General features: G+C 63.9%; 15 protein-coding genes and 1 tRNA gene. 9 read left to right on the top strand and 7 right to left on the bottom strand.

The window, feature by feature from the left end:
- Positions 1 to 13 precede the first annotated feature (13 nt).
- Positions 14 to 811 (bottom strand): uroporphyrinogen-III synthase, encoded by a 798-nt coding sequence (locus tag HBH1_RS05525; protein ID WP_102661900.1) that lies wholly within the window; start codon positions 809 to 811, stop codon positions 14 to 16.
- The gene (gene hemC, locus HBH1_RS05520; protein ID WP_102661899.1) at positions 795 to 1,751 is read right to left on the bottom strand and encodes a hydroxymethylbilane synthase; all 957 of its coding nucleotides are present in this window, start codon (positions 1,749 to 1,751) and stop codon (positions 795 to 797) included. The genes HBH1_RS05525 and hemC overlap by 17 nt, the downstream gene beginning before the upstream one ends.
- 209 nt (positions 1,752 to 1,960) lie before the next feature.
- Between hemC and ppc the strand changes: the two genes are divergently transcribed.
- Positions 1,961 to 4,873 (top strand): phosphoenolpyruvate carboxylase, encoded by a 2,913-nt coding sequence (gene ppc, locus HBH1_RS05515; protein ID WP_102661898.1) that lies wholly within the window; start codon positions 1,961 to 1,963, stop codon positions 4,871 to 4,873.
- 404 nt (positions 4,874 to 5,277) lie between these two features.
- Positions 5,278 to 6,216, top strand: coding sequence for a dienelactone hydrolase family protein (locus HBH1_RS05510; protein ID WP_102661897.1), 939 nt, complete (start codon positions 5,278 to 5,280; stop codon positions 6,214 to 6,216).
- 120 nt (positions 6,217 to 6,336) lie between these two features.
- Here HBH1_RS05510 and HBH1_RS05505 read toward each other — a convergent pair whose 3' ends face one another.
- Positions 6,337 to 7,161 (bottom strand): HDOD domain-containing protein, encoded by an 825-nt coding sequence (locus HBH1_RS05505; RefSeq protein ID WP_102661896.1) that lies wholly within the window; start codon positions 7,159 to 7,161, stop codon positions 6,337 to 6,339.
- A 460-nt stretch (positions 7,162 to 7,621) separates the two neighbouring features.
- Here HBH1_RS05505 and argH point away from each other — a divergent pair, with 460 nt between their 5' ends.
- The 7 genes from argH (at position 7,622) to HBH1_RS05470 (ending at position 14,276) form a co-directional block, all read left to right on the top strand.
- Entirely contained in the window at positions 7,622 to 9,016 is a 1,395-nt protein-coding gene (argH, locus tag HBH1_RS05500; RefSeq protein ID WP_102661895.1) for an argininosuccinate lyase, read from the top strand.
- A 297-nt stretch (positions 9,017 to 9,313) separates the two neighbouring features.
- A complete protein-coding gene (locus tag HBH1_RS05495) occupies positions 9,314 to 10,471 on the top strand; it encodes an ABC transporter substrate-binding protein (protein WP_006463336.1) in 1,158 nt (385 codons plus the stop codon).
- 271 nt (positions 10,472 to 10,742) lie between these two features.
- Complete coding sequence (locus HBH1_RS05490; protein WP_013234894.1) at positions 10,743 to 11,624, top strand: branched-chain amino acid ABC transporter permease; 882 nt, start codon at positions 10,743 to 10,745, stop codon at positions 11,622 to 11,624.
- A gap of 1 nt (position 11,625) precedes the next feature.
- Positions 11,626 to 12,501, top strand: a complete 876-nt coding sequence (locus HBH1_RS05485) for a branched-chain amino acid ABC transporter permease (RefSeq protein ID WP_006463334.1) — start codon at positions 11,626 to 11,628, stop codon at positions 12,499 to 12,501.
- Positions 12,501 to 13,262: an ABC transporter ATP-binding protein gene (locus tag HBH1_RS05480; RefSeq protein WP_006463333.1), complete on the top strand. Its 762-nt coding sequence runs from the start codon at positions 12,501 to 12,503 to the stop codon at positions 13,260 to 13,262. The genes HBH1_RS05485 and HBH1_RS05480 overlap by 1 nt, the downstream gene beginning before the upstream one ends.
- On the top strand, positions 13,259 to 13,990 hold the full coding sequence (locus HBH1_RS05475; RefSeq protein WP_102661894.1) for an ABC transporter ATP-binding protein: 732 nt from the start codon (positions 13,259 to 13,261) through the stop codon (positions 13,988 to 13,990). Before HBH1_RS05480 ends, HBH1_RS05475 begins: the two co-directional genes overlap by 4 nt.
- Positions 13,991 to 14,191: 201 nt before the next feature.
- A tRNA-Leu gene (locus tag HBH1_RS05470) sits at positions 14,192 to 14,276 on the top strand.
- A 244-nt stretch (positions 14,277 to 14,520) separates the two neighbouring features.
- Here HBH1_RS05470 and HBH1_RS05465 read toward each other — a convergent pair.
- Genes HBH1_RS05465 through HBH1_RS05450 form a run of 4 tightly spaced genes read right to left on the bottom strand, consistent with a single transcriptional unit; the run spans position 14,521 to position 18,334 of the window.
- Positions 14,521 to 15,588, bottom strand: a complete 1,068-nt coding sequence (locus HBH1_RS05465) for a LacI family DNA-binding transcriptional regulator (protein WP_102661893.1) — start codon at positions 15,586 to 15,588, stop codon at positions 14,521 to 14,523.
- Positions 15,585 to 16,352 carry an alpha/beta fold hydrolase gene (locus HBH1_RS05460; protein WP_158243276.1) on the bottom strand — a complete coding sequence of 256 codons (768 nt, stop codon included), beginning with the start codon at positions 16,350 to 16,352 and terminating at the stop codon, positions 15,585 to 15,587. Before HBH1_RS05460 ends, HBH1_RS05465 begins: the two co-directional genes overlap by 4 nt.
- A complete protein-coding gene (locus HBH1_RS05455; RefSeq protein ID WP_102661891.1) occupies positions 16,342 to 17,163 on the bottom strand; it encodes an HpcH/HpaI aldolase family protein in 822 nt (273 codons plus the stop codon). Before HBH1_RS05455 ends, HBH1_RS05460 begins: the two co-directional genes overlap by 11 nt.
- A 31-nt stretch (positions 17,164 to 17,194) precedes the next feature.
- Complete coding sequence (locus tag HBH1_RS05450; protein WP_102661890.1) at positions 17,195 to 18,334, bottom strand: cupin domain-containing protein; 1,140 nt, start codon at positions 18,332 to 18,334, stop codon at positions 17,195 to 17,197.
- Positions 18,335 to 18,344: the final 10 nt, after the last annotated feature.

Genomic DNA, 18,344 nt, shown 5'->3' with positions numbered 1-18,344 from the left:
ATTACGCGGCCACTCAAGTAGCAGAGGCAGCAAGGGCAGCAAGCAGGCGCTCATCGCCCGAACCGGTCTGGATCACCTGCACGAAGCCCTGCTCCCGTGCGTTCTCGGCGATCCTATGGTGCGAGACGAAGATACGCTGTCGTTGCAGTTTTACCACACGTTCCTCGCCCCCGGCTAGTCTTGCCAACTCCAGCAAATTGCGCAAGGCCTCCGAACTGGTGATCACCCAATCGGCTCCACCGTCCAGCAAATCCAGCAGCTGCGGGCGAGTTTGCGCATCCAGCACCGGGGCCAGGCGACGATAGGCGGTCAGGTGTTCGACCATCACGCCGTGTTGTTGCAATGCTTCACTCAGGAAATCACGGCCGCTCTGGCCGCGCACGATCAGAGCACGACGACCGCGCAATTGTTCCAAGGGGAGGGATTTGAGCAATTCTTCCGAATCCATCTTGTCGGCCCGCTGCGGCCCGTAGAGAGTGGTATTGGAAGCCTGTACGCCATGCGCGCACAGGGCCAACCGGCTGCCCTCGCCGACGATGCCTATCGGCAGTTCACTTGGCCAGTCATCCAGGTGAGCGAATGCGGCATCGATGGCATTGGGACTGACGAAGACCACCAGCGCAAACTCCTGCAGGCGCGACAGCGTGGCCCGCAGGGTGCCGGCATCCTCGACCGGCGCGATCTGCAGCAGCGGGAACACCACCGCTTCCCGCCCCCGCTGCCGCACGGCGTCGGCAAAGGCCTGCGCCTGTTGCAGTGGTCGCGTGACCACCACCGGCAAGCCGCCTGCCGACTCAGCTGGCAGCGGCATCGGCCTGGGCCTTGCAGGCGGCCAGGATGGCGTCGGCGCCACGGGCCTTGAGCAGATCGGCAACCTGGGCGCCCAGCGCTTCCGGCGCGGCTGCCGTGCCTTCGGCTTCGGCGGCGGCAGCCTGTTCGCCGTCAGGCGTGGCGATCATCGCGCGCAGGTGCAGGCGGTCGCCGTCCAGCGTGGCATAGGCCGCCAGTGGAATCTGGCAGCTGGCACCGAAGATGCGCGAGACCGAACGTTCGGCCGCCGAGACCACGGCAGCGGCTTCGTCATGCAGCGGCGCCAGCAGGCGCTTGATGTCGTCGCGGCCCTCGGGGATTTCGATGGCCAGCGTCCCCTGCCCCGGCGAAGGCAGGCTCTGCTCGGGCGCCAGGAAGGCAGCGATGCGCGCCTTCAGGCCCAGGCGATTCAGGCCGGCCACGGCCAGGATGATGGCGGCATAGTCGCCGCGATCCAGCTTGCCCAGGCGGGTATCGAGGTTACCGCGCAGCGGCTTGACCACCAGTTCCGGATAACGGGCGGCGATCATGGCCTGGCGACGCAGGCTGCTGGTGCCGACCACGGCGCCGTCGGGCAGCTCGTCCAGCGAGGCGTAGTCGTTGGAGACGAAGGCATCGCGCGGATCTTCGCGCTCCAGCACGGCGGCCAGCTCGAAGCCTTCGGGCAGATCCATCGGCATGTCCTTCAGGCAGTGCACAGCCAGGTCAGCGCGGCCTTCGGCCATCGCCACTTCCAGCTCCTTGACGAACAGACCCTTGCCGCCGACCTTGGAGAGCGTGCGATCCAGGATCTGGTCGCCGCGCGTGGTGGTGCCGAGGATATTGATGCTGCACTGCGGATATAATGCCGCCAGACGGTCCCGCACGTATTCGGCCTGCCACATGGCAAGCCGACTTTCACGCGAAACGATGACGATGTTGGAAGGAGGAAATTCTTTCAAGACGGGCTTTCCGATTCAGTCGTGGCACCCGCGGCAGAGGAGACAAGGAAAGCAGGAGACCGGCGAATCCAGACTGTAAAACGATCAAAAACGCAGTTCAGAAGCGAAACGCAACCATAAAAAACGAGGCAAATTCTAGCACGCACACCACTGGCAATCCGATCCACAAGCACGACTTTCCTCCCCGAAAACCGCAGCAACCGTTGATCATGGCAACTACAAATCCAACTACACGCAGTGCCCGCTCCGCTTCCTCCCCCTCCCGTCCGGCTGGCGCCAAGACTGCCAAGCCCGCCACTCCACCCAGCAAACCCGCACGCGGCACCGACAAGGATGCCCCGCTCAAGGAAGACATCCGTCTGCTGGGCCGCCTGCTGGGCGAGGTGGTCCGCGAACAGGAAGGCGATGACGTCTTCGAGGTGGTGGAGACCATCCGCCAGACCGCCGTACGCTTTCGCCGCGAGTCCGATGCCAAAGCCGGTGCCGAGCTCGACAAGCTCCTGAAGAAGCTGACCCGCGACCAGACCAACTCGGTGGTGCGCGCCTTCTCCTACTTCTCGCACCTGGCCAACATCGCCGAGGACCAGCACCACAACCGGCGCCGCCGCGCCCACCTGCTGGCCGGTTCCGAAGCGCAACCGGGCAGCGTGGCCTATGCCCTGTCGCGCCTGGATGATGCCGGTGTTTCCGGCGCCCAGGTGCGCAGCTTCCTCAAGGAAGCGCTGGTCTCGCCGGTGCTGACCGCCCACCCGACCGAAGTGCAACGCAAGTCCATCCTCGATGCCGAGCGCGAAATCGCCCGCCTGGTGGCCGAGCGCGACCTGCCGCTGACACCCCGCGAACTGCGCCACAACACCGAACTGCTGCGCGCGCGCATCGCCACCCTGTGGCAGACCCGCATGCTGCGCTATACCAAGCTGACGGTGGCCGACGAGATCGAGAACGCCCTCTCCTACTACCGCATCACCTTCCTGCGCGAACTGCCGGCGCTGTACGACGACATCGAAGCCGAGATCGACAGCCAGTTCCCCTCGCGTGCCAAGGCGCGCGTGGCCGAGCTGCCGCCCTACTTGCAGATGGGCAGCTGGATCGGTGGCGACCGCGACGGCAATCCCAACGTCAATGCCGCCACCATGCAGCATGCCCTCAAGCGCCAGTCCACCACCATCTTCGATTACTACCTCGATGAAGTGCATACGCTGGGTGCCGAGCTGTCCATCTCGACCCTGATGGTCGATGCCAGCCCGGAACTGCTGGCCCTGGCCGATACCTCGCCGGATCACTCCGAACATCGCGCCGACGAGCCCTACCGGCGCGCCCTGATCGGCATCTATGCGCGCCTGGCCGCCACCGCCCGCTCGCTGGGCGTGGTCAACATCCTGCGCCAGGAAATCGGCAGTGCCGCCCCCTACGCCAACCCGGCCGACTGCGTGGCCGAACTGGACGTGCTGGTGACGTCGCTGCAGGCCCATCACGGCGCCGCACTGGTCAAGCCGCGCCTGGCCGGCCTCAAGCGCGCCGTGGAAATCTTTGGCTTCCACCTGGCCACGCTGGACATGCGCCAGAGCTCGGACGTGCACGAACGCGTGCTGGCCGACCTGTTCGCCAAGGCCCAGGTCGAGGCCGATTACGCGGCCCTGGGCGAAGAGCGCAAGATCGCGCTGCTGCTGGGTGAACTGTCGCGACCGCGACTGCTGTACTCGCCCTACGTGCAGTATGCCGACGAGACCGATTCCGAGCTGACCATCCTGCGTGCGGCCCGCGAGATCCGCCGCCGCTATGGCGAGCGCGCCATCCGCAACTACATCATTTCGCATACCGAGACCCTGTCGGACCTGCTGGAAGTGCTGCTGCTGCAGAAGGAGACCGGCCTGCTGCATATCGAAGGCAACCAGCTGCAGGCGCTGGAGCTGATGGTGATCCCGCTGTTCGAGACCATCCCCGACCTGCGCTGCGCTGCCGAGATCATGCGCGGCTGGCTGACCCAACCCCAGGTCAAGGGCCTCATCGCCAAGCACGGCAAGCTGCAGGAAGTGATGCTGGGCTACTCGGACTCCAACAAGGACGGTGGTTTCCTGACCTCCAACTGGGAGCTCTACAAGGCCGAGAACCAGCTGGTGGAGCTGTTCAACGAGGCCGGCGTCAAGCTGCGCCTGTTCCATGGTCGCGGCGGCACCGTCGGCCGTGGCGGCGGCCCCAGCTATCAGGCCATCCTGGCGCAGCCGCCGGGTACCGTGAACGGCCAGATCCGCCTGACCGAACAGGGCGAGATCATCGCCTCCAAGTTCTCCAACCCGGAGATCGGTCGCCGCAACCTGGAACTGCTGGTTGCCGCCACCCTGGAGGCCAGCCTGATGCCGACCAACACCGACAGCAAGGAAGCCAGGAAGTTGGCCGAGTTCGAGCGGGTGATGGAGGAATTGTCGGAACGCGCCTATCAGGCCTACCGCAACCTGGTCTATGAAACCACGGGCTTCACCGACTACTTCTTTGCCGCCACGCCGATCGCCGAAATCGCGCAACTGAACATTGGTTCGCGCCCGGCGTCACGCAAGGCTAGCCAGCGCATCGAAGACCTGCGCGCCATTCCCTGGGGCTTCTCGTGGGGCCAGTGCCGCCTGCTGCTGCCGGGCTGGTATGGCTTTGGCAGCGCCGTCTCGGGCTGGCTGGGCGAGGCCGGCCACGCCAAGGAGACGTCCAGGCGCCTGGCGACCCTGCGCGCCATGTGCAAGGAATGGCCATTCTTCGCCGCCCTGCTGTCGAACATGGACATGGTGTTGTCCAAGACCGACCTCGCCGTGGCCTCGCGCTACGCCGGGCTGGTGGCCGACCGCAAGCTGCGCAATACCATCTTCGGTCGTATCACCGACGAACATGAACGCACCAGCACCGTGCTCTCCACCATCACCGGCAGCAAGGAACGGCTGGCCGCCAACCCGCTGCTGGCGCGCTCGATCAAGAACCGCTTCGCCTACCTCGACCCGCTGAACCACCTGCAGGTCGAACTGATCAAGCGCCACCGCGCCACCGCAGCGGCCAAGCGCACGCCGGAAGAACGCGTGCAGCGCGGCATCCACCTCACCATCAACGGGGTGGCCGCCGGCTTGCGCAATACCGGTTGAGCGTCGCTGCATCAGATGTTTCACCGCAAGCTGCCCGGGATGACCGGGCAGCTTTTTTTTCGCCCTGCCATGAGAAGAGCGATCATCGCCGGGAGACGCCCCGTCTCAAGTTCAGGCTTTACATGCCGATAACAGATGGATGAAGTGTCATTTGGCAAGACGACAAGCTGTTGCGAAGGATGGACAGCCGCGCCCGAGGTTTGTGCAGGATCAGGTTTTTGCAGCGCAAAAAACCGATTTGCCACGCCGACGAGCTCTTCACTTTTGTAAAATAAAGGCTGAACGAATTTAGAACACGTCACCGTCGCAAACCCTGAAGGATATTGCTTCAGAGACCATTTTCCCGGGCCATGGGGCGGGTCCGGAAACAGACGGCACGGCATCGATACGGGGAATCACACACTATGCATCACTGGGGAAAACCGGTAGCCGCGTTCTGCATTGCAGCAACGCTGGCCCTGATCGGCGCACGCGTGCAGGCTGCGCCCACTGCGGCAGCACCGCCGCCGCTGGAAGCGCGCCGCGTCTCGCTGACCAGCGTGGACAGCAAGGGTGGCAAGGCGACCGCGCTCTATGGCGTGTGGATCAAGGCGCGCAAGTCGCTCAACAGCAAGGGACCTTATCCCACCGTGATCGCCCTGCATGGTTGCGGCGGCCTTTACAGCATGGTGCGTGATGGCAAGGGCGAATTCACGCCACGCCATCTCGCCATGGCGCGGGTGCTGACCGACGCCGGCTACAACGTCCTGTTCCCGGACAGCTTTACCCCGCGTGGCCGCCGTTCCACCTGCCAGGACACCGTGGCCCAGCGCGAGATCAGTGCCATGAACCGGCGCTTCGATGTGCAGGCGGCCATGCACTGGGTCACCTCCCAGCCGGACGTGGACGTCAAGCGCGTTGCCCTGCTGGGCTGGTCGCACGGCGCCTCGACCCTGCTGGCCTCGATCAATCTGGCAGAAACCGATGTGGCGGTCCGCAAGATCCAGCCGCGCGCGGCCGTGGCCTTCTATCCCGACTGCCGCCCCTATGCCAAGTCCGGCGAAGCCTTCAAGCCGGCCGCGCCGCTCTTGATCCTGATGGGCGAGAACGACGACTGGACCCCACCCCAGGCCTGCGAAGCGATCGAACAGAAGATGCAGGGCAGCGATACTGAAATCGCCCTGCGCCTCTACCCCGACACCTACCACGACTTCGACGCGCCCGGCCTGCCGGTGCATGTGCGCATGGACGTGGCCGGCGTGGGCAAGCGCGGCGAGGGTGTCACCAGCGGCGGCAACCCGGATGCGCGCAGCCAGGCCTACCGCTCGATGCTCAACTTCCTGGACGCCAAGCTGAACTACTGAGCGCTGCGGCCACACTGACCGTACTGCGGAAGCACCAAGACAAAATGCCGGCCCCTTGCGGGAGCCGGCATTTGTCATTTGCAGCCTGCCAGAAGCAGGTAAAAGGCAGGCAAAAGGCGATCAGGCCACCAGTTCCTGCATGCCCTCGCTCAGCTCCGGCAGCGGCGGCATCTCTTCGGTGAAGGTCGCCAGCGTCAGGCCCAGCTTGGCGGCCACCTCGCTGGGGAAGGTCGATTCCATTTCATCGGCGGAGTATTTGTTTTCTTCGGCCCGGGCACGCCAGGTGGCCAGGTGGACGATGGCGGCGAAAGGATCGTACTTGCCTTCCAGCGGCTGCGGGAAGGCCTTGATGACCTGGCTGAACTCGTCCGGGAAGCGCCAGCGACGGGCCAGTTCGGCGCCCACGTCGGCAAAGTCGTAACCGAAGGACTTGCGTTCCACATCCAGGCGACGGGCGTCCAGCGGACCGGCCACCTTGTCCACCTGCAGCGCCTGTTCCGGCATGGCTGCATGCATCACCAACTGGCCGATGGCATGCATCAGGCCCACGGTGAAGGCGAAATCGGAATTGAGCTTGGACTGCTTGGCCAGCCACTTGGACACCACGGCCGTATCCAGGCTGTAACGCCAGAACAGCTTCAGGTCCACGCCCGGCAGCTTCTTGAAGCTGCCCGCCATGCCGGTGCTGACCACCAGCGTACGCACGGTCATGAAACCCAGCATCAGGACCGCGTCCTCCACCGTGCCGATGGTGCGCGAGACGTGGTAGTAGGAGGAATTGGCCAGGCGCAGGATCTTGGCGCTGAGGACTTGGTCGGCGGCCAGTTTCTTGGCGATCTCTTCGATCGAGACTGACTCGTTGTTGAAACTTTCGATGACTTCCTGCACTACCTTGGGAATGCTCGGCAATGCGGTTTGCTGCTGAAACAGTGCTTCCAGATTCATGCTTCTCTCCTGTAAGACGACCCCCAGACATCTTGCTCATGAGCGCTAACAGGACCACCCCCGTGGCAACTGCGGCCCGCCGTCGTCCCGATTTTTGCATCGGTTCATGCCGGCCTGGCCGGAAGAGGTAGCCCTTTCCTCACCGGGATTCCCGCTCCCCGGATCAGTCATCGCCAATCGAGTATAGCCTCAGCTTTTGTCATTGGTACAAGGGTTTTTTGCGCTGCAGGAAGACTTGCGCAAAAACAACAAGCAAAAATGATGCCATGTGGAAATAATCACATTTCATCCAGGCCAACGGAATCTCTCCAACACCATCGGGCGGGAAGGGACGAAAAAAGCGTGCAGGATGACCGCTGGCAAATGCGAAAAATCCGCGCCCCGCAGCATTTCCGGCTGCATTGGCGTGGCCTGGCGCAGTTGTGCTTGCTATAATCGCCCATTCTCCGGAATTCCCAATATGACAGACCAATTTGCTAAAAAGGGCGAAGCCTGGTCGGCTCGCTTTTCTGAACCCGTCTCCGATCTCGTCAAGCGCTATACCGCATCGGTGTTCTTCGACAACCGCCTGGCCCAGGTCGATATCCAGGGCTCGCTGGCGCACGCCGAGATGCTGGCCCACCAGGGCATCATCAGCGCGGCCGACCACGCCGAAATCCAGCGCGGCATGGCCCAGATCAAGGGTGAAATCGACGCCGGCAAGTTCGAATGGCTGCTCGACCTGGAAGACGTCCACCTGAACATCGAAAAGCGCCTGACCGAGCTGGTCGGCGATGCCGGCAAGCGTCTGCATACCGGCCGCTCGCGCAATGACCAGGTCGCCACCGACATCCGCCTCTACATGCGCGGCGCCGTGGACGACATCGTGGGCCTGCTGCGCGAACTGCGCCTGGCCCTGCTGGACCTGGCCGAGCAACACGCCGACGTGATCCTGCCGGGCTTCACCCACATGCAGGTCGCGCAACCGATCACCTTCGGTCACCACGTGCTGGCCTATGTCGAGATGTTCGGCCGCGATGCCGAGCGCATGCTGGATGCCCGCAAGCGCATCAACCGCCTGCCGCTGGGCGCCGCCGCCCTGGCCGGCACCACCTTCCCGATCGACCGCCTGCGCGTGGCCAGGACCCTGGGCTTCGACGACGTCTGCCGCAACTCGCTGGACGCCGTCTCGGACCGCGACTTCGCCATCGAATTCTGCGCCGCCGCGGCGCTGGTGATGATCCACATCTCGCGCATGTCCGAAGAACTGGTGATCTGGATGAGCCCGCGCGTGGGCTTCATCGACATCGCCGACCGCTTCTGCACCGGCTCCTCGATCATGCCGCAGAAGAAGAACCCGGACGTTCCCGAACTGGCACGCGGCAAGACCGGTCGCGTCAACGGCCACCTGATCGCCCTGCTGACCCTGATGAAGGGCCAGCCCCTGGCCTACAACAAGGACAACCAGGAAGACAAGGAACCGCTGTTCGACACCGTCGACACGCTCACCGACACCCTGCGCATCTTCGCCGACATGGCCCGCGGCATCAGCGTCAAGCCCGATGCCATGCGCGCTGCTGCCCTGCAGGGCTACGCCACCGCCACCGACCTGGCCGACTACCTGGTCAAGAAGGGCCTGCCCTTCCGCGACGCCCACGAAGCCGTCGCCCACGCCGTGCGTACCTGCGTGGACAAGGGTTGCGACCTGGCCGACCTGTCGCTGGACGAACTGCGCGCCTTCTCGGAGCTGATCGGCGAAGACGTCTTCGCGGTCCTCACGCTGGAGGGCTCGGTGGCCGCACGCGACCACATCGGCGGCACCGCACCCAACCAGGTGCGCGCGGCCATCGCCCATATCCGCAAGGAACTGAACTAAGCAATCGCACCACCCTCGTCCGCTGGCCGGACGACATTCGCATGCCGCTGCGGCGCACCCTACCCGGGTGCATGGCGGCGGGTTGTAATTGCTGGCGCAGCCTGCTTTTTCGGGTATGCTGTGCCGGCTGTATCGAAAGAGGCCGCAAAACGGTCTTCAGAGGATGGAGCACAAGTCCCGGCCATCCCGGGCGTCTTTTGCATCATCCTCGATGAAGGAATCGCCTTGTGACGTGGCGCTGGTCTGCGCTGCCTGACGGGGACGGTTTCTACAATATCTAACTGAGGAGAGAACTCGATGCAATTCAATACCATGCTCAAGACCATTCCGGCCCTGCTGATCGGTGCCACCCTGTCTTCGGCCGCACTGGCCGCCGACATCAAGCTGGGCGTCGCTGAAGCCCTGACCGGCCCGGCCGCCAAGTACGGCGTGGCCATCAAGAACGGCTTCACCCTGGCTTCCGAAGAAATCAACGCCAAGGGCGGCGTCAACGGCGACAAGCTGGCCCTGGTGATCGAAGACGAACAAGGCAAGAAGGAAGAAGCCATCAACGTCTTCAAGAAACTGATCTTCCAGGACAAGGTGCTGGCGGTGTTCGGCCCCACCCTGTCCAACTCGGCCTTCGCTGCCGACCCGATCGCCAACGCCTCCAAGGTGGTGGTCTTCGGTACCAGCAACACCGCTGACGGCATCACGGCCATGGGCCCCTTCACCTTCCGCAACTCCGTCATGGAAGCCGACGTGCTGCCCGTGACCGTCAAGGCCGCCGTGAAGCACTTCGGCATCAAGAAGGTCGCCGTGATCTACGGTAACGACGACGCCTTCACCAAGTCCGGCTACGACGTCTTCAAGGCCACCCTGGAACAGCAGAAGATCCCCGTCACCACCACCGAGGCCTATGCCAAGGGTGACGTCGACTTCAAGGCTCAGCTGACCAAGATCAAGGCCGGCAACCCGGACGCCATCGTCTGCTCCTGCCTGGCCGAAGAAGCAGCCAACATCATCCTGCAGACCCGCGCTCTGGGCATGAAGCAGCCCTTCATCGGCGGCAATGGCCTGAACTCGCCGAAGCTGTTCGAGATCGCCAAGGATGCCGGCGACAACACCCTGATGGGTAGCCCGTGGTCGGCCGAGAACCAGACCCCGGCCAACAAGGCCTTCATCGCGGCCTACAAGGCCAAGTTCGGTTCCGATCCCGACCAGTTCGCCGCGCAAGCCTATGACGCCATGTACATCGTGGCCGATGCCCTGAAGAACGTGAAGCTGTCGGGCAACCTGGCCAAGGATCGTGACGCCCTGCGCGCCGCGCTGCCGGCCGTGAAGATCGATGGCGCCACCGGCAAGTTCGCCTTCCGCGCAGCCCCGGCCGTGGCCGGCAAGCAGGTCGGCTTCGATGCTGACCAGGAAGCCATCGTCAACATCGCCAAGGGCGGCAAGTTCGTGCTGCTGAAGTAAGCACGCGATACCTTGAAGCAAGGCTGCCGGTATGCCGGCAGCCGCAACGATACTCTCCCGCAGTTCCGCCGCAGGGGCATTGCCTTGCCCCTGCGGCGATCCTGGCGCGGGATGCGCAAGACACCGCCAGGCCGGAACGGGGAACCACAGGCAGCCAGTCGGGATGACAGGCCGCTGATTCCGGCAATACGACGTAACGAGGGACTTCGTCCGCGCCATGCATGCAGTGCAGGCAGCGAGCGCCGCGCCCCATCACCTATCGCAGGTTCCAATGTTAGAACAACAGCTCATCAATGCCCTTTCGCTGGGCAGCGTGTATGCGCTCTTCGCGCTCGGCTTCACGCTGGTCTTTGGCGTTTTGGGCGTGATCAATCTTTCGCACGGCGCGATCTTCATGCTGGGCAGCTATGCCGCCCTGCTGCTCGTCGAACAGATGGCACTGCCCCTGTGGGTGGCCCTGCTGCTGGCCATGGTGGCCACGGGCCTCTTGGGTCTCATCATCGACGTGCTGGTGCTCAAGCCCTTGCGTAAGCGCAATGCGCCTCACCTGATCCCCATGATCGCCACCATCGGCGTGGCCATCATGATCACCAACATCTCGCAGGGCCTGTTCGGCGCCGAGAACAAGCGCTTCCCCCAGGGCACCATCCCTGAAGAGAGCGTCAGCCTGGGCAACCTGCACATCACCGCCGTGCAAGTGGCCATCATCGTCATCGCCTTCGTGCTGATGGTGGTGCTGCTGGGCGTGATGCGCAAGACGCAGCTGGGCCGGGCGCTGCGCGCCATCGCCGAGTCGCCCAAGGCAGCCTACCTGCTGGGCATCAACGTCGAAGGCCTGTTCCTGCTGACCTCGTTTGCCGCCGCCGCCCTGGGCGGTGCTGCCGGCGTGCTGGTGGGGGTGTCCTTCAACGCCATCTCCCCCTTCATGGGCCAGCCGATGCTGCACAAGGGCATCGCCGTCATCATCCTGGGCGGCATGGGCGATATCCGCGGCGCCATGATCGGTGGCCTGTTCCTGGGCTTTGCCGAGGTGCTGACGGTCGCCTATATTTCGAGCGACTTCCGCGACGCGGTGGCCTTCGGCCTCCTGTTCCTGATCCTGCTGGTAAAACCCTCCGGCATGTTTGGCAAAGTGCTGGAAAGGAAGGCATAAGATGGGCTTCATGGAATGGTGGGATGGCTTCTGGGCCACCTACAACACCGTCATTTTCAGCATCGGCGTCAATGCCATGCTGGCACTCTCGATCTACGTCACCCTGTCCTGCGGCCTGCTGTCGCTGGCCAATGCCGCCTTCATGGGCATCGGCGCCTACACTGCGTCGCTGCTGACGATGCAGTTCGATCTGCCCTTCCCCATCGCCCTGGCCGCAGGCGGCGTGCTGCCCTCGCTGGTGGCGCTGGTGATCGGCATCCCCACGCTGCGCCTGTCCGGCGTCTACCTGGCCATGGCCACACTGGGCTTTGGCGAGGTGGTACGTGTGATCGTGCTGAACCTGGACATCACCGGCGGCCCCATGGGCCTGAACGGCGTGCCGCCCATCACCGAGTGGTGGCATATCGTGCTGATCCTGGGCGTGACCATCTACGCGCTGGCGCGCCTGCGCCGCTCCAAGACCGGGCGTGCCTTCGAGGCCATCAAGGAAGATGAAGTGGCGGCCCGCCTGATGGGCGTGAACGTGGCCGGCTACAAGCTCTTGGCCTTCGTCATCGGTGCCGCCATCGCCGGCGTAGCCGGTGGCCTGAACGCCCACTACACCTTCACCATCGGCCCCAACAACTACGGCTTCGAGAATGCGGTGGACATCCTGACCATGGCCGTCTTCGGTGGCACCAGCAACCTGATCGGCCCGATGATCGGCTCGACCATCCTGTCGCTGCTGCCGGAAGTGCTGCGTCACTTCAAGGACTTCCGCCTGGCCATCAACGGCCTGATCCTGATCCTGGTGGTGCTGTACCTGCCCAAGGGCATCTGGGACCCGCGCCGCATCCGCGCCTTCCTGGGCCGCAACGCTGAGAAGAAGGTGAAGTAATGCTTTTACAACTGAACGACATCAGCAAGAACTTCGGTGGCCTGCAGGTGCTGCAGGGCGTGAACTTCAACGTCAAGGAAGGCGAGATCTTCGGCCTGATCGGCCCCAACGGCGCCGGCAAGACCACCGTCTTCAACCTCATCACGGGCCTGTTGCGCGCCTCATCGGGCAGCATCCGCTTCAACGACGACGACATCGGTGCCGTCGCCCCGCACAAGATCACCGAACGTGGCATCGCCCGCACCTTCCAGAACATCCGAGTGTTCAAGGAAATGACGCTGCTGGAAAACGTCGTGGTCGGCATGCACGAGCACCTGAACTATGGCGTGGCCAGCATGCTGTTCAACCTGGGCGGTTTCCGCAAGGCAGAGAAGGAAGCCCGTGAACGTGCGCTGGAACTGCTGTCCTGGGTACGCCTGGACCACAAGGCGCACATGCTGGCCGACAGTCTGTCCTATGGCGAGCAGCGCAAGCTGGAGTTCGCCCGGGCGCTGGCCACCAAGCCCAAGCTATTGCTGCTGGACGAACCGGTGGCCGGCATGAATCCGGCCGAGAAGACCGAGTTGATGAGCGAGATCGTCAACATCAAGCAACGCGGTTTCACCATCTTCATGATCGAGCACGACATGCGCTTCGTCATGGGCCTGTGCGAACGCATTGCCGTGCTCAACTTCGGCAAGATCATCGCCGAAGGCACCCCGGACCAGATCAAGAACAACCAGGAAGTGATCGAGGCCTATCTCGGCAAGGAAGAAGCATGAGCGCCAGCGGTAACAAGCAACCCATCCTCCAGGTGGAAGACCTGGCCGTGGCCTATGGCCACATCGAAGCCGTCAAGGGCATCAGCCTGTCGCTGAACGAAGGCGAGATCACCGCCCTGGTCGGTGCCAATGGCGCCGGCAAGAGCACCTCGCTGCTGGCCATCTCGGGTCTGGTGAAGGCGCAGCGCGGCCGCGTGCTACTCAATGGCCAGGACCTGCTGCAGATGTCGCCGCACCGCATCGTCGAATCCGGCGTGGTGCAGGTGGCCGAAGGCCGCGCCACCCTGACCACGCTGACCGTGGAAGAAAACCTGGCCCTGGGCGCCTATACCCGACGCGACAAGGACGGCGTGGCCCGTGACCTGGAGTGGGTGTACTCGCTCTTCCCGGTGCTGAAGAACCGCGCCGCCGGGCTGGCCGGCAATCTCTCCGGTGGCGAGCAGCAGATGCTGGCGATCGGCCGCGCCCTGATGGCCAAACCCAAGGTGTTGCTGCTGGACGAACCCTCGATGGGCCTGGCACCGCTGATCATCCAGGAAATCTTCCGCATCGTGCAGGAGATCAACAAGACCGGCATGACGGTCCTGCTGGTGGAGCAGAACGTGCGCCAGGCACTGCGCATCGCGCAGCGTGGTTATGTGCTGGAGACCGGCAAGATCGTGCTGCAGGACAGCGGCGCCAACCTGCTGGGCAATCCCAAGGTGGTGGAAGCCTACCTGGGCGGATGAGCTTCATCGGCCTCTGATGCGGCACTTCAATACGGCGGCCCGAGGGTCGCCGTTTTTGTTAGTTTTTCGGGACCTGTTGCAGGTGGAGACAGGTGGGCGAAAAATAATAAAAGATTTTTCAATTAAGTGTTGACCACCTTCCTGATAGGCCTTAATATGCAGCCTCTTTCAAGCACAGCAGCTTACCGCTGATGCCAGAAGGCCCACGTGGCGGAATTGGTAGACGCGCATGGTTCAGGTCCATGTGCCGCGAGGTGTGGGGGTTCGAGTCCCTCCGTGGGCACCAAAACATAAAAGGTCGATTGATGAAAATCAATCGGCCTTTTGCGTTTTGGGGACCACGAGCAAAGCGCCTGCGCGCTTTGCGGGAGGGACGAGAAAGTCTGGCCTTGCAAGGCCAGACGGGGTCGCGGGACGTGACCGAGTGCCTCAGTGCGCAGCAAAACATAAAAGGCTGGTCGATGAAAATCGGCCAGCCTTTTGCGTTTTGGGGCAGGCGAGCAAAGCGCCTGCGCGCTCGCCAATTCCCGCTATGCCGTGCCCGCCCTCACCGTCCCCCGCATCACCAGTTCCACCGCAAGCTCGCGAATCACCGGTGCACCACCACCCTGCTCCATCTGCGCCATCAACAGGTCGCAGGTTTCCTGCACCAGTCGCGGAATATCCTGGCGGATGGTGGTCAGTTGATAGGACGCCCAGCTTGCTTCGGGCGCATCGTCGAATCCGATGACCGAGATATCTTCAGGAATGCGCACCCGATAGTCGCTGCGCAAGGTATCCATGAAGCCCAGGGCAATCATGTCGCTGGCGCAGAAGACGCCATCGGTACGCGGTGCTTCCTGCATCAGGCGATGCGCCGCAGCGCAACCATCCTGGTAGGAAAATGCGGCGTCGATCACCAGCGGCACCTGCCCCTGCGTTTTCTTCAGATGCGCGGCAAATCCTCGGAAGCGTTCTTCATTGGTGGAGGTACCCGGGTTGCCGGCGATGTAGGCCAGCGAGGTGCAAGCGGCGGCGACCAGCGTGCTGGCGGCCAGCTTGCCGCCATGCTGGTTGTCGCTCAGCACCGCGCTGATGCTGGGATCGCGCTCGCGGCGGGCGAACTGGATCACCGGCAGCCCCTGCTCCGCGCATTCGCGCGCGAGGCTGGAGGACAAGGTCGCGGAGGCCACCACCAGGCCTTCGATCTGGTAATCGAAGAAGGTGCGCACGGCTTCATCGGCATTGCTGAAATTCTCGGCCGTGACGATCAGGGTCTGGTAGCCGGCCTGGTGCAGTCGCTGGCAAAACTCCGCCAGCGCCAGTGAATAGATCGGCGTGGCCTGCTGCGGGAAGACCAGGCCGATCAGGCGCGAGTGACGGGTGATCAGGCCACGCGCAAAGGCGTTGGGCTTGTAGCCCAGTTGACGGGCTGCGGCCTGCACCCGCTCGCGCGTCGCATCCGACACCGATGCGCCCGGCGTAAAGACCCGCGAGACGGCCGACTGCGAGACCCCCGCCAGCCTGGCCACGTCCTTGGAGGTGGGCGCGGCGCGGGCGATGTCGGGCTTCTTGCCACCGTCGGCCGCGCTGTCGATTTTCTTTGCTTGGTTGTTCATGCCGCCTGTTCAGGTATCCCGTTGCATACGCAATCCAGCCATTTTTCCATCGAGATGATACTGGAACGCTCTGCCTCGATGGGGAGAAAGTGACCGCAATCCGGGACCCTGACCAGCGAACATCCACTGCGCACGAACACCATCTCGGCCTGCCGCTGCGGCGGGCAGAGCTGGTCGTTCTGGCCGCACTGCACCTGTACCGGCACCTGCATGGCGGCCAGGGTGGACATGGAATCGGGCCGGCTGATGGCATAGCGGACCTGGTTGCGGAAGACCGCTGCCGGCGTCTCCCGCGCCATGGTCAGCACCCGTTCGCTCCAGCGCTGCCGACTCTCGGCATCAGCACCCGGATGAAAGTAGCCGGGCAACATCTCCTGCTCCATCAGTGCCTGCACCTCGCCAGCCTCGAAGCGTTCCAGCTGCAGGCGCCGCAGCGTCAGGTTGCGCGGCGCATCGGCGCGGGCGGTGGACGACACGATGCACAGGCCCGCCACCCGTTGCCTGGCCTGTCGCACCAGTTCGAAGGCCAGGATCGCACCCAGCGAAAAACCGCCGAGCGCGAAACGCCGGGGCAGCATTGCCAGCAAACGGCTGGCTTCGCCGCTCAAGCTGACTTCCAGCCCGATCTGCGGCACGATGACCTCGCGCTGTCGGGACAGCGCAGCCACATGCGCGAGCCAGATGCGGCTGTCGCACAGCGTGCCGGGCAGCAGCACCAGCGGCAAGGCATCCGCCGCGCCACCGTGCCTTGCTTCAATAGCCACCGGCTCCCCCGCCCTCCCGCGCAGCCGGCTGGAGAGCATGCCCGGAGAGGCTACGTCCACCGCGACTGCGTTCCAGACGCCGTCGCAATTCGCTGCCCAGGCTACCCACGTCATTGCCCGGGGTGACCAGCGAGAAACCCTGCTGCAGCCGCGCCCGCGCGCTGTCGCCATCGGCGCAGAAGATACCGGTCATCAGATTGCGTTGGCGTGCCGCTGCCAGGATGGCAGCGATGGCCTCCTCCACCCGGGGCGCGAAGCTAGCGCCCGGTCGCTCGCCCAGTGACAGCGCGAGGTCATTGGGGCCGACATAGATGCCATCGAGCCCATCGGTCTCCATGATGCTTTCCATGTTGCGCATGCCCTCCACCGATTCGATCATGGCCAGCGTCAGCACGGTGTGATTGGCGTGGTCGAAATAATCCGGGCCGCCATACAGCAGACCCCGGGCCGGTCCAAAGGATCGATTGCCCATGGGCGGGTAACGGCACGCCGCCACGAACTGGCGCGCGATCTCCGGCGTATCGACCTGCGGGCAGATGACGCCGTAGGCACCGGCGTCCAGCAAGCGCATCAGGTGGCTGGGCTCGGCGCTGCTACTGCGCACCAGCGGCACCGCTTGGGTGGTGCTGATGGCCTGCAGCATGGCGACCGCCTGCGCGAAGTCCATCATGCCGTGCTGCAGATCGACCGTCACCGAATCAAAGCCCTGGGCTGCCACCACCTCGGCGGCATAGGCGCTGGGAATGGAGAGCCAGGCGTTGACCAGTGGCAGGCCATTCTCCGATTTGCTCCTCAAGTCGTTGGGGCGCATGCGGTTTCCTTTCGTATCGGGATAAGGGACATCACTTGAGCCAGTGACTGGTGCTGGGCATCAGTTCGGTGCGGCACAGGTAGTCGCTGGCATCCAGCGCCACGCCACGGGCGCCGACGGCCACCTGGATGGTTTCGCCAAAGCGCGGGCGCTTGCGCTCGTCACCGGCGCAGATGAGCAAGAGTTCGACATCGCCGCCGGAGGCATTGGCAAAACAGCGCCAGACCTCACCCGGGATGGACAGAGTGTCCTGCTCCTGTAGCTCCACCACGCTGGAGACATCCTCATTGAAGGCCACGCGCACACTGCCCCGGATGCAGATGACCACCATCTTCTGGCTGATCAGGAAGGGGCCGGCCTCCTGTCCGGGCGGCAGCCGCATCCATTCGATGGAGAAGCCCTGCGGGTCCTGCACCCGGGGGCGTTGGTTGCGGTCCTGGGTGATGCCATAGCCGATCACCGGGGCCAGCTGGCTAGCATGGCCGGGCAGGCAGGCGTCGAGCAGCGCGTGGCTGCTGAAGGCGCGGTCCTCGGCGGTGGTGACACGGCCTCGCATTTCTTCCGGCGAGACCTTGCGCAGGCGCGCCACTTCCTCCGCCGGGAACGGCGCCATCCACTTCAAACCCAGGGGCAGGAGCTGGCCGGCGCGGCGGTCGATGAGCTGGTTGTCTTCGGCCAGGTAGAGACCGGTCTCGTTGGCCTGGCCCATGATGTCCGGGCTCCAGATGACCCCGCCGGTGTCGTCCCCGCCCAGGCAGGAAAACAGCCAGCCATCATCCGGCCCGACGTTAGTGAAGCCACGGAAGATCCAGGTCGGCAGGCAGACGATATCGCCGGCCTTGAGCACATACTCGCCCTCCTCGCCTCGCGGCCCCCAGCGCAGCAACCACTCGCCACGGGTGCAGATGAATACTTCGCTGGTGAAGTGGATGTGCAGGTTGTTGGTCACACCGCGAGGCATGGCGGCCGCGCCGATGTTGAAACCGTGCGGCTCCTTCAGGTTCACCACCTGGCTGGCGCTTTGCGTCACGCCGGGGCCGATGATGGAATAGTTTTCCTTGGGCATGGAGCCCGGCAGGCGGCAATCCAGGAAGGCTTCGTCGCAGGAAACGTATTGTGTCTTCCGGATATGGCGTGCCTCGGCTTGTTCTTGGGTCAGATAGATGCTCATCTCATTGTCC

Source organism: Herbaspirillum sp. BH-1 (assembly GCF_002870055.1).
GTDB classification, from domain to species: Bacteria; Pseudomonadota; Gammaproteobacteria; order Burkholderiales; family Burkholderiaceae_D; genus Herbaspirillum; species Herbaspirillum frisingense.
This window is presented reverse-complemented; position numbering and strand designations above follow the sequence as displayed.

Bases quoted from the DNA above. Each gene is read 5' to 3' on its own strand.
- HBH1_RS05525 (WP_102661900.1), bottom strand. From the start codon at position 811: ATGCCGCTGCCAGCTGAGTCGGCAGGCGGCTTGCCGGTGGTGGTCACG.
- ppc (WP_102661898.1), top strand. From the start codon at position 1,961: ATGGCAACTACAAATCCAACTACACGCAGTGCCCGCTCCGCTTCCTCC.
- HBH1_RS05510 (WP_102661897.1), top strand. From the start codon at position 5,278: ATGCATCACTGGGGAAAACCGGTAGCCGCGTTCTGCATTGCAGCAACG.
- HBH1_RS05505 (WP_102661896.1), bottom strand. From the start codon at position 7,161: ATGAATCTGGAAGCACTGTTTCAGCAGCAAACCGCATTGCCGAGCATT.
- argH (WP_102661895.1), top strand. From the start codon at position 7,622: ATGACAGACCAATTTGCTAAAAAGGGCGAAGCCTGGTCGGCTCGCTTT.
- HBH1_RS05495 (WP_006463336.1), top strand. From the start codon at position 9,314: ATGCAATTCAATACCATGCTCAAGACCATTCCGGCCCTGCTGATCGGT.
- HBH1_RS05490 (WP_013234894.1), top strand. From the start codon at position 10,743: ATGTTAGAACAACAGCTCATCAATGCCCTTTCGCTGGGCAGCGTGTAT.
- HBH1_RS05485 (WP_006463334.1), top strand. From the start codon at position 11,626: ATGGGCTTCATGGAATGGTGGGATGGCTTCTGGGCCACCTACAACACC.
- HBH1_RS05480 (WP_006463333.1), top strand. From the start codon at position 12,501: ATGCTTTTACAACTGAACGACATCAGCAAGAACTTCGGTGGCCTGCAG.
- HBH1_RS05475 (WP_102661894.1), top strand. From the start codon at position 13,259: ATGAGCGCCAGCGGTAACAAGCAACCCATCCTCCAGGTGGAAGACCTG.
- HBH1_RS05465 (WP_102661893.1), bottom strand. From the start codon at position 15,588: ATGAACAACCAAGCAAAGAAAATCGACAGCGCGGCCGACGGTGGCAAG.
- HBH1_RS05455 (WP_102661891.1), bottom strand. From the start codon at position 17,163: ATGCGCCCCAACGACTTGAGGAGCAAATCGGAGAATGGCCTGCCACTG.
- HBH1_RS05450 (WP_102661890.1), bottom strand. From the start codon at position 18,334: ATGAGCATCTATCTGACCCAAGAACAAGCCGAGGCACGCCATATCCGG.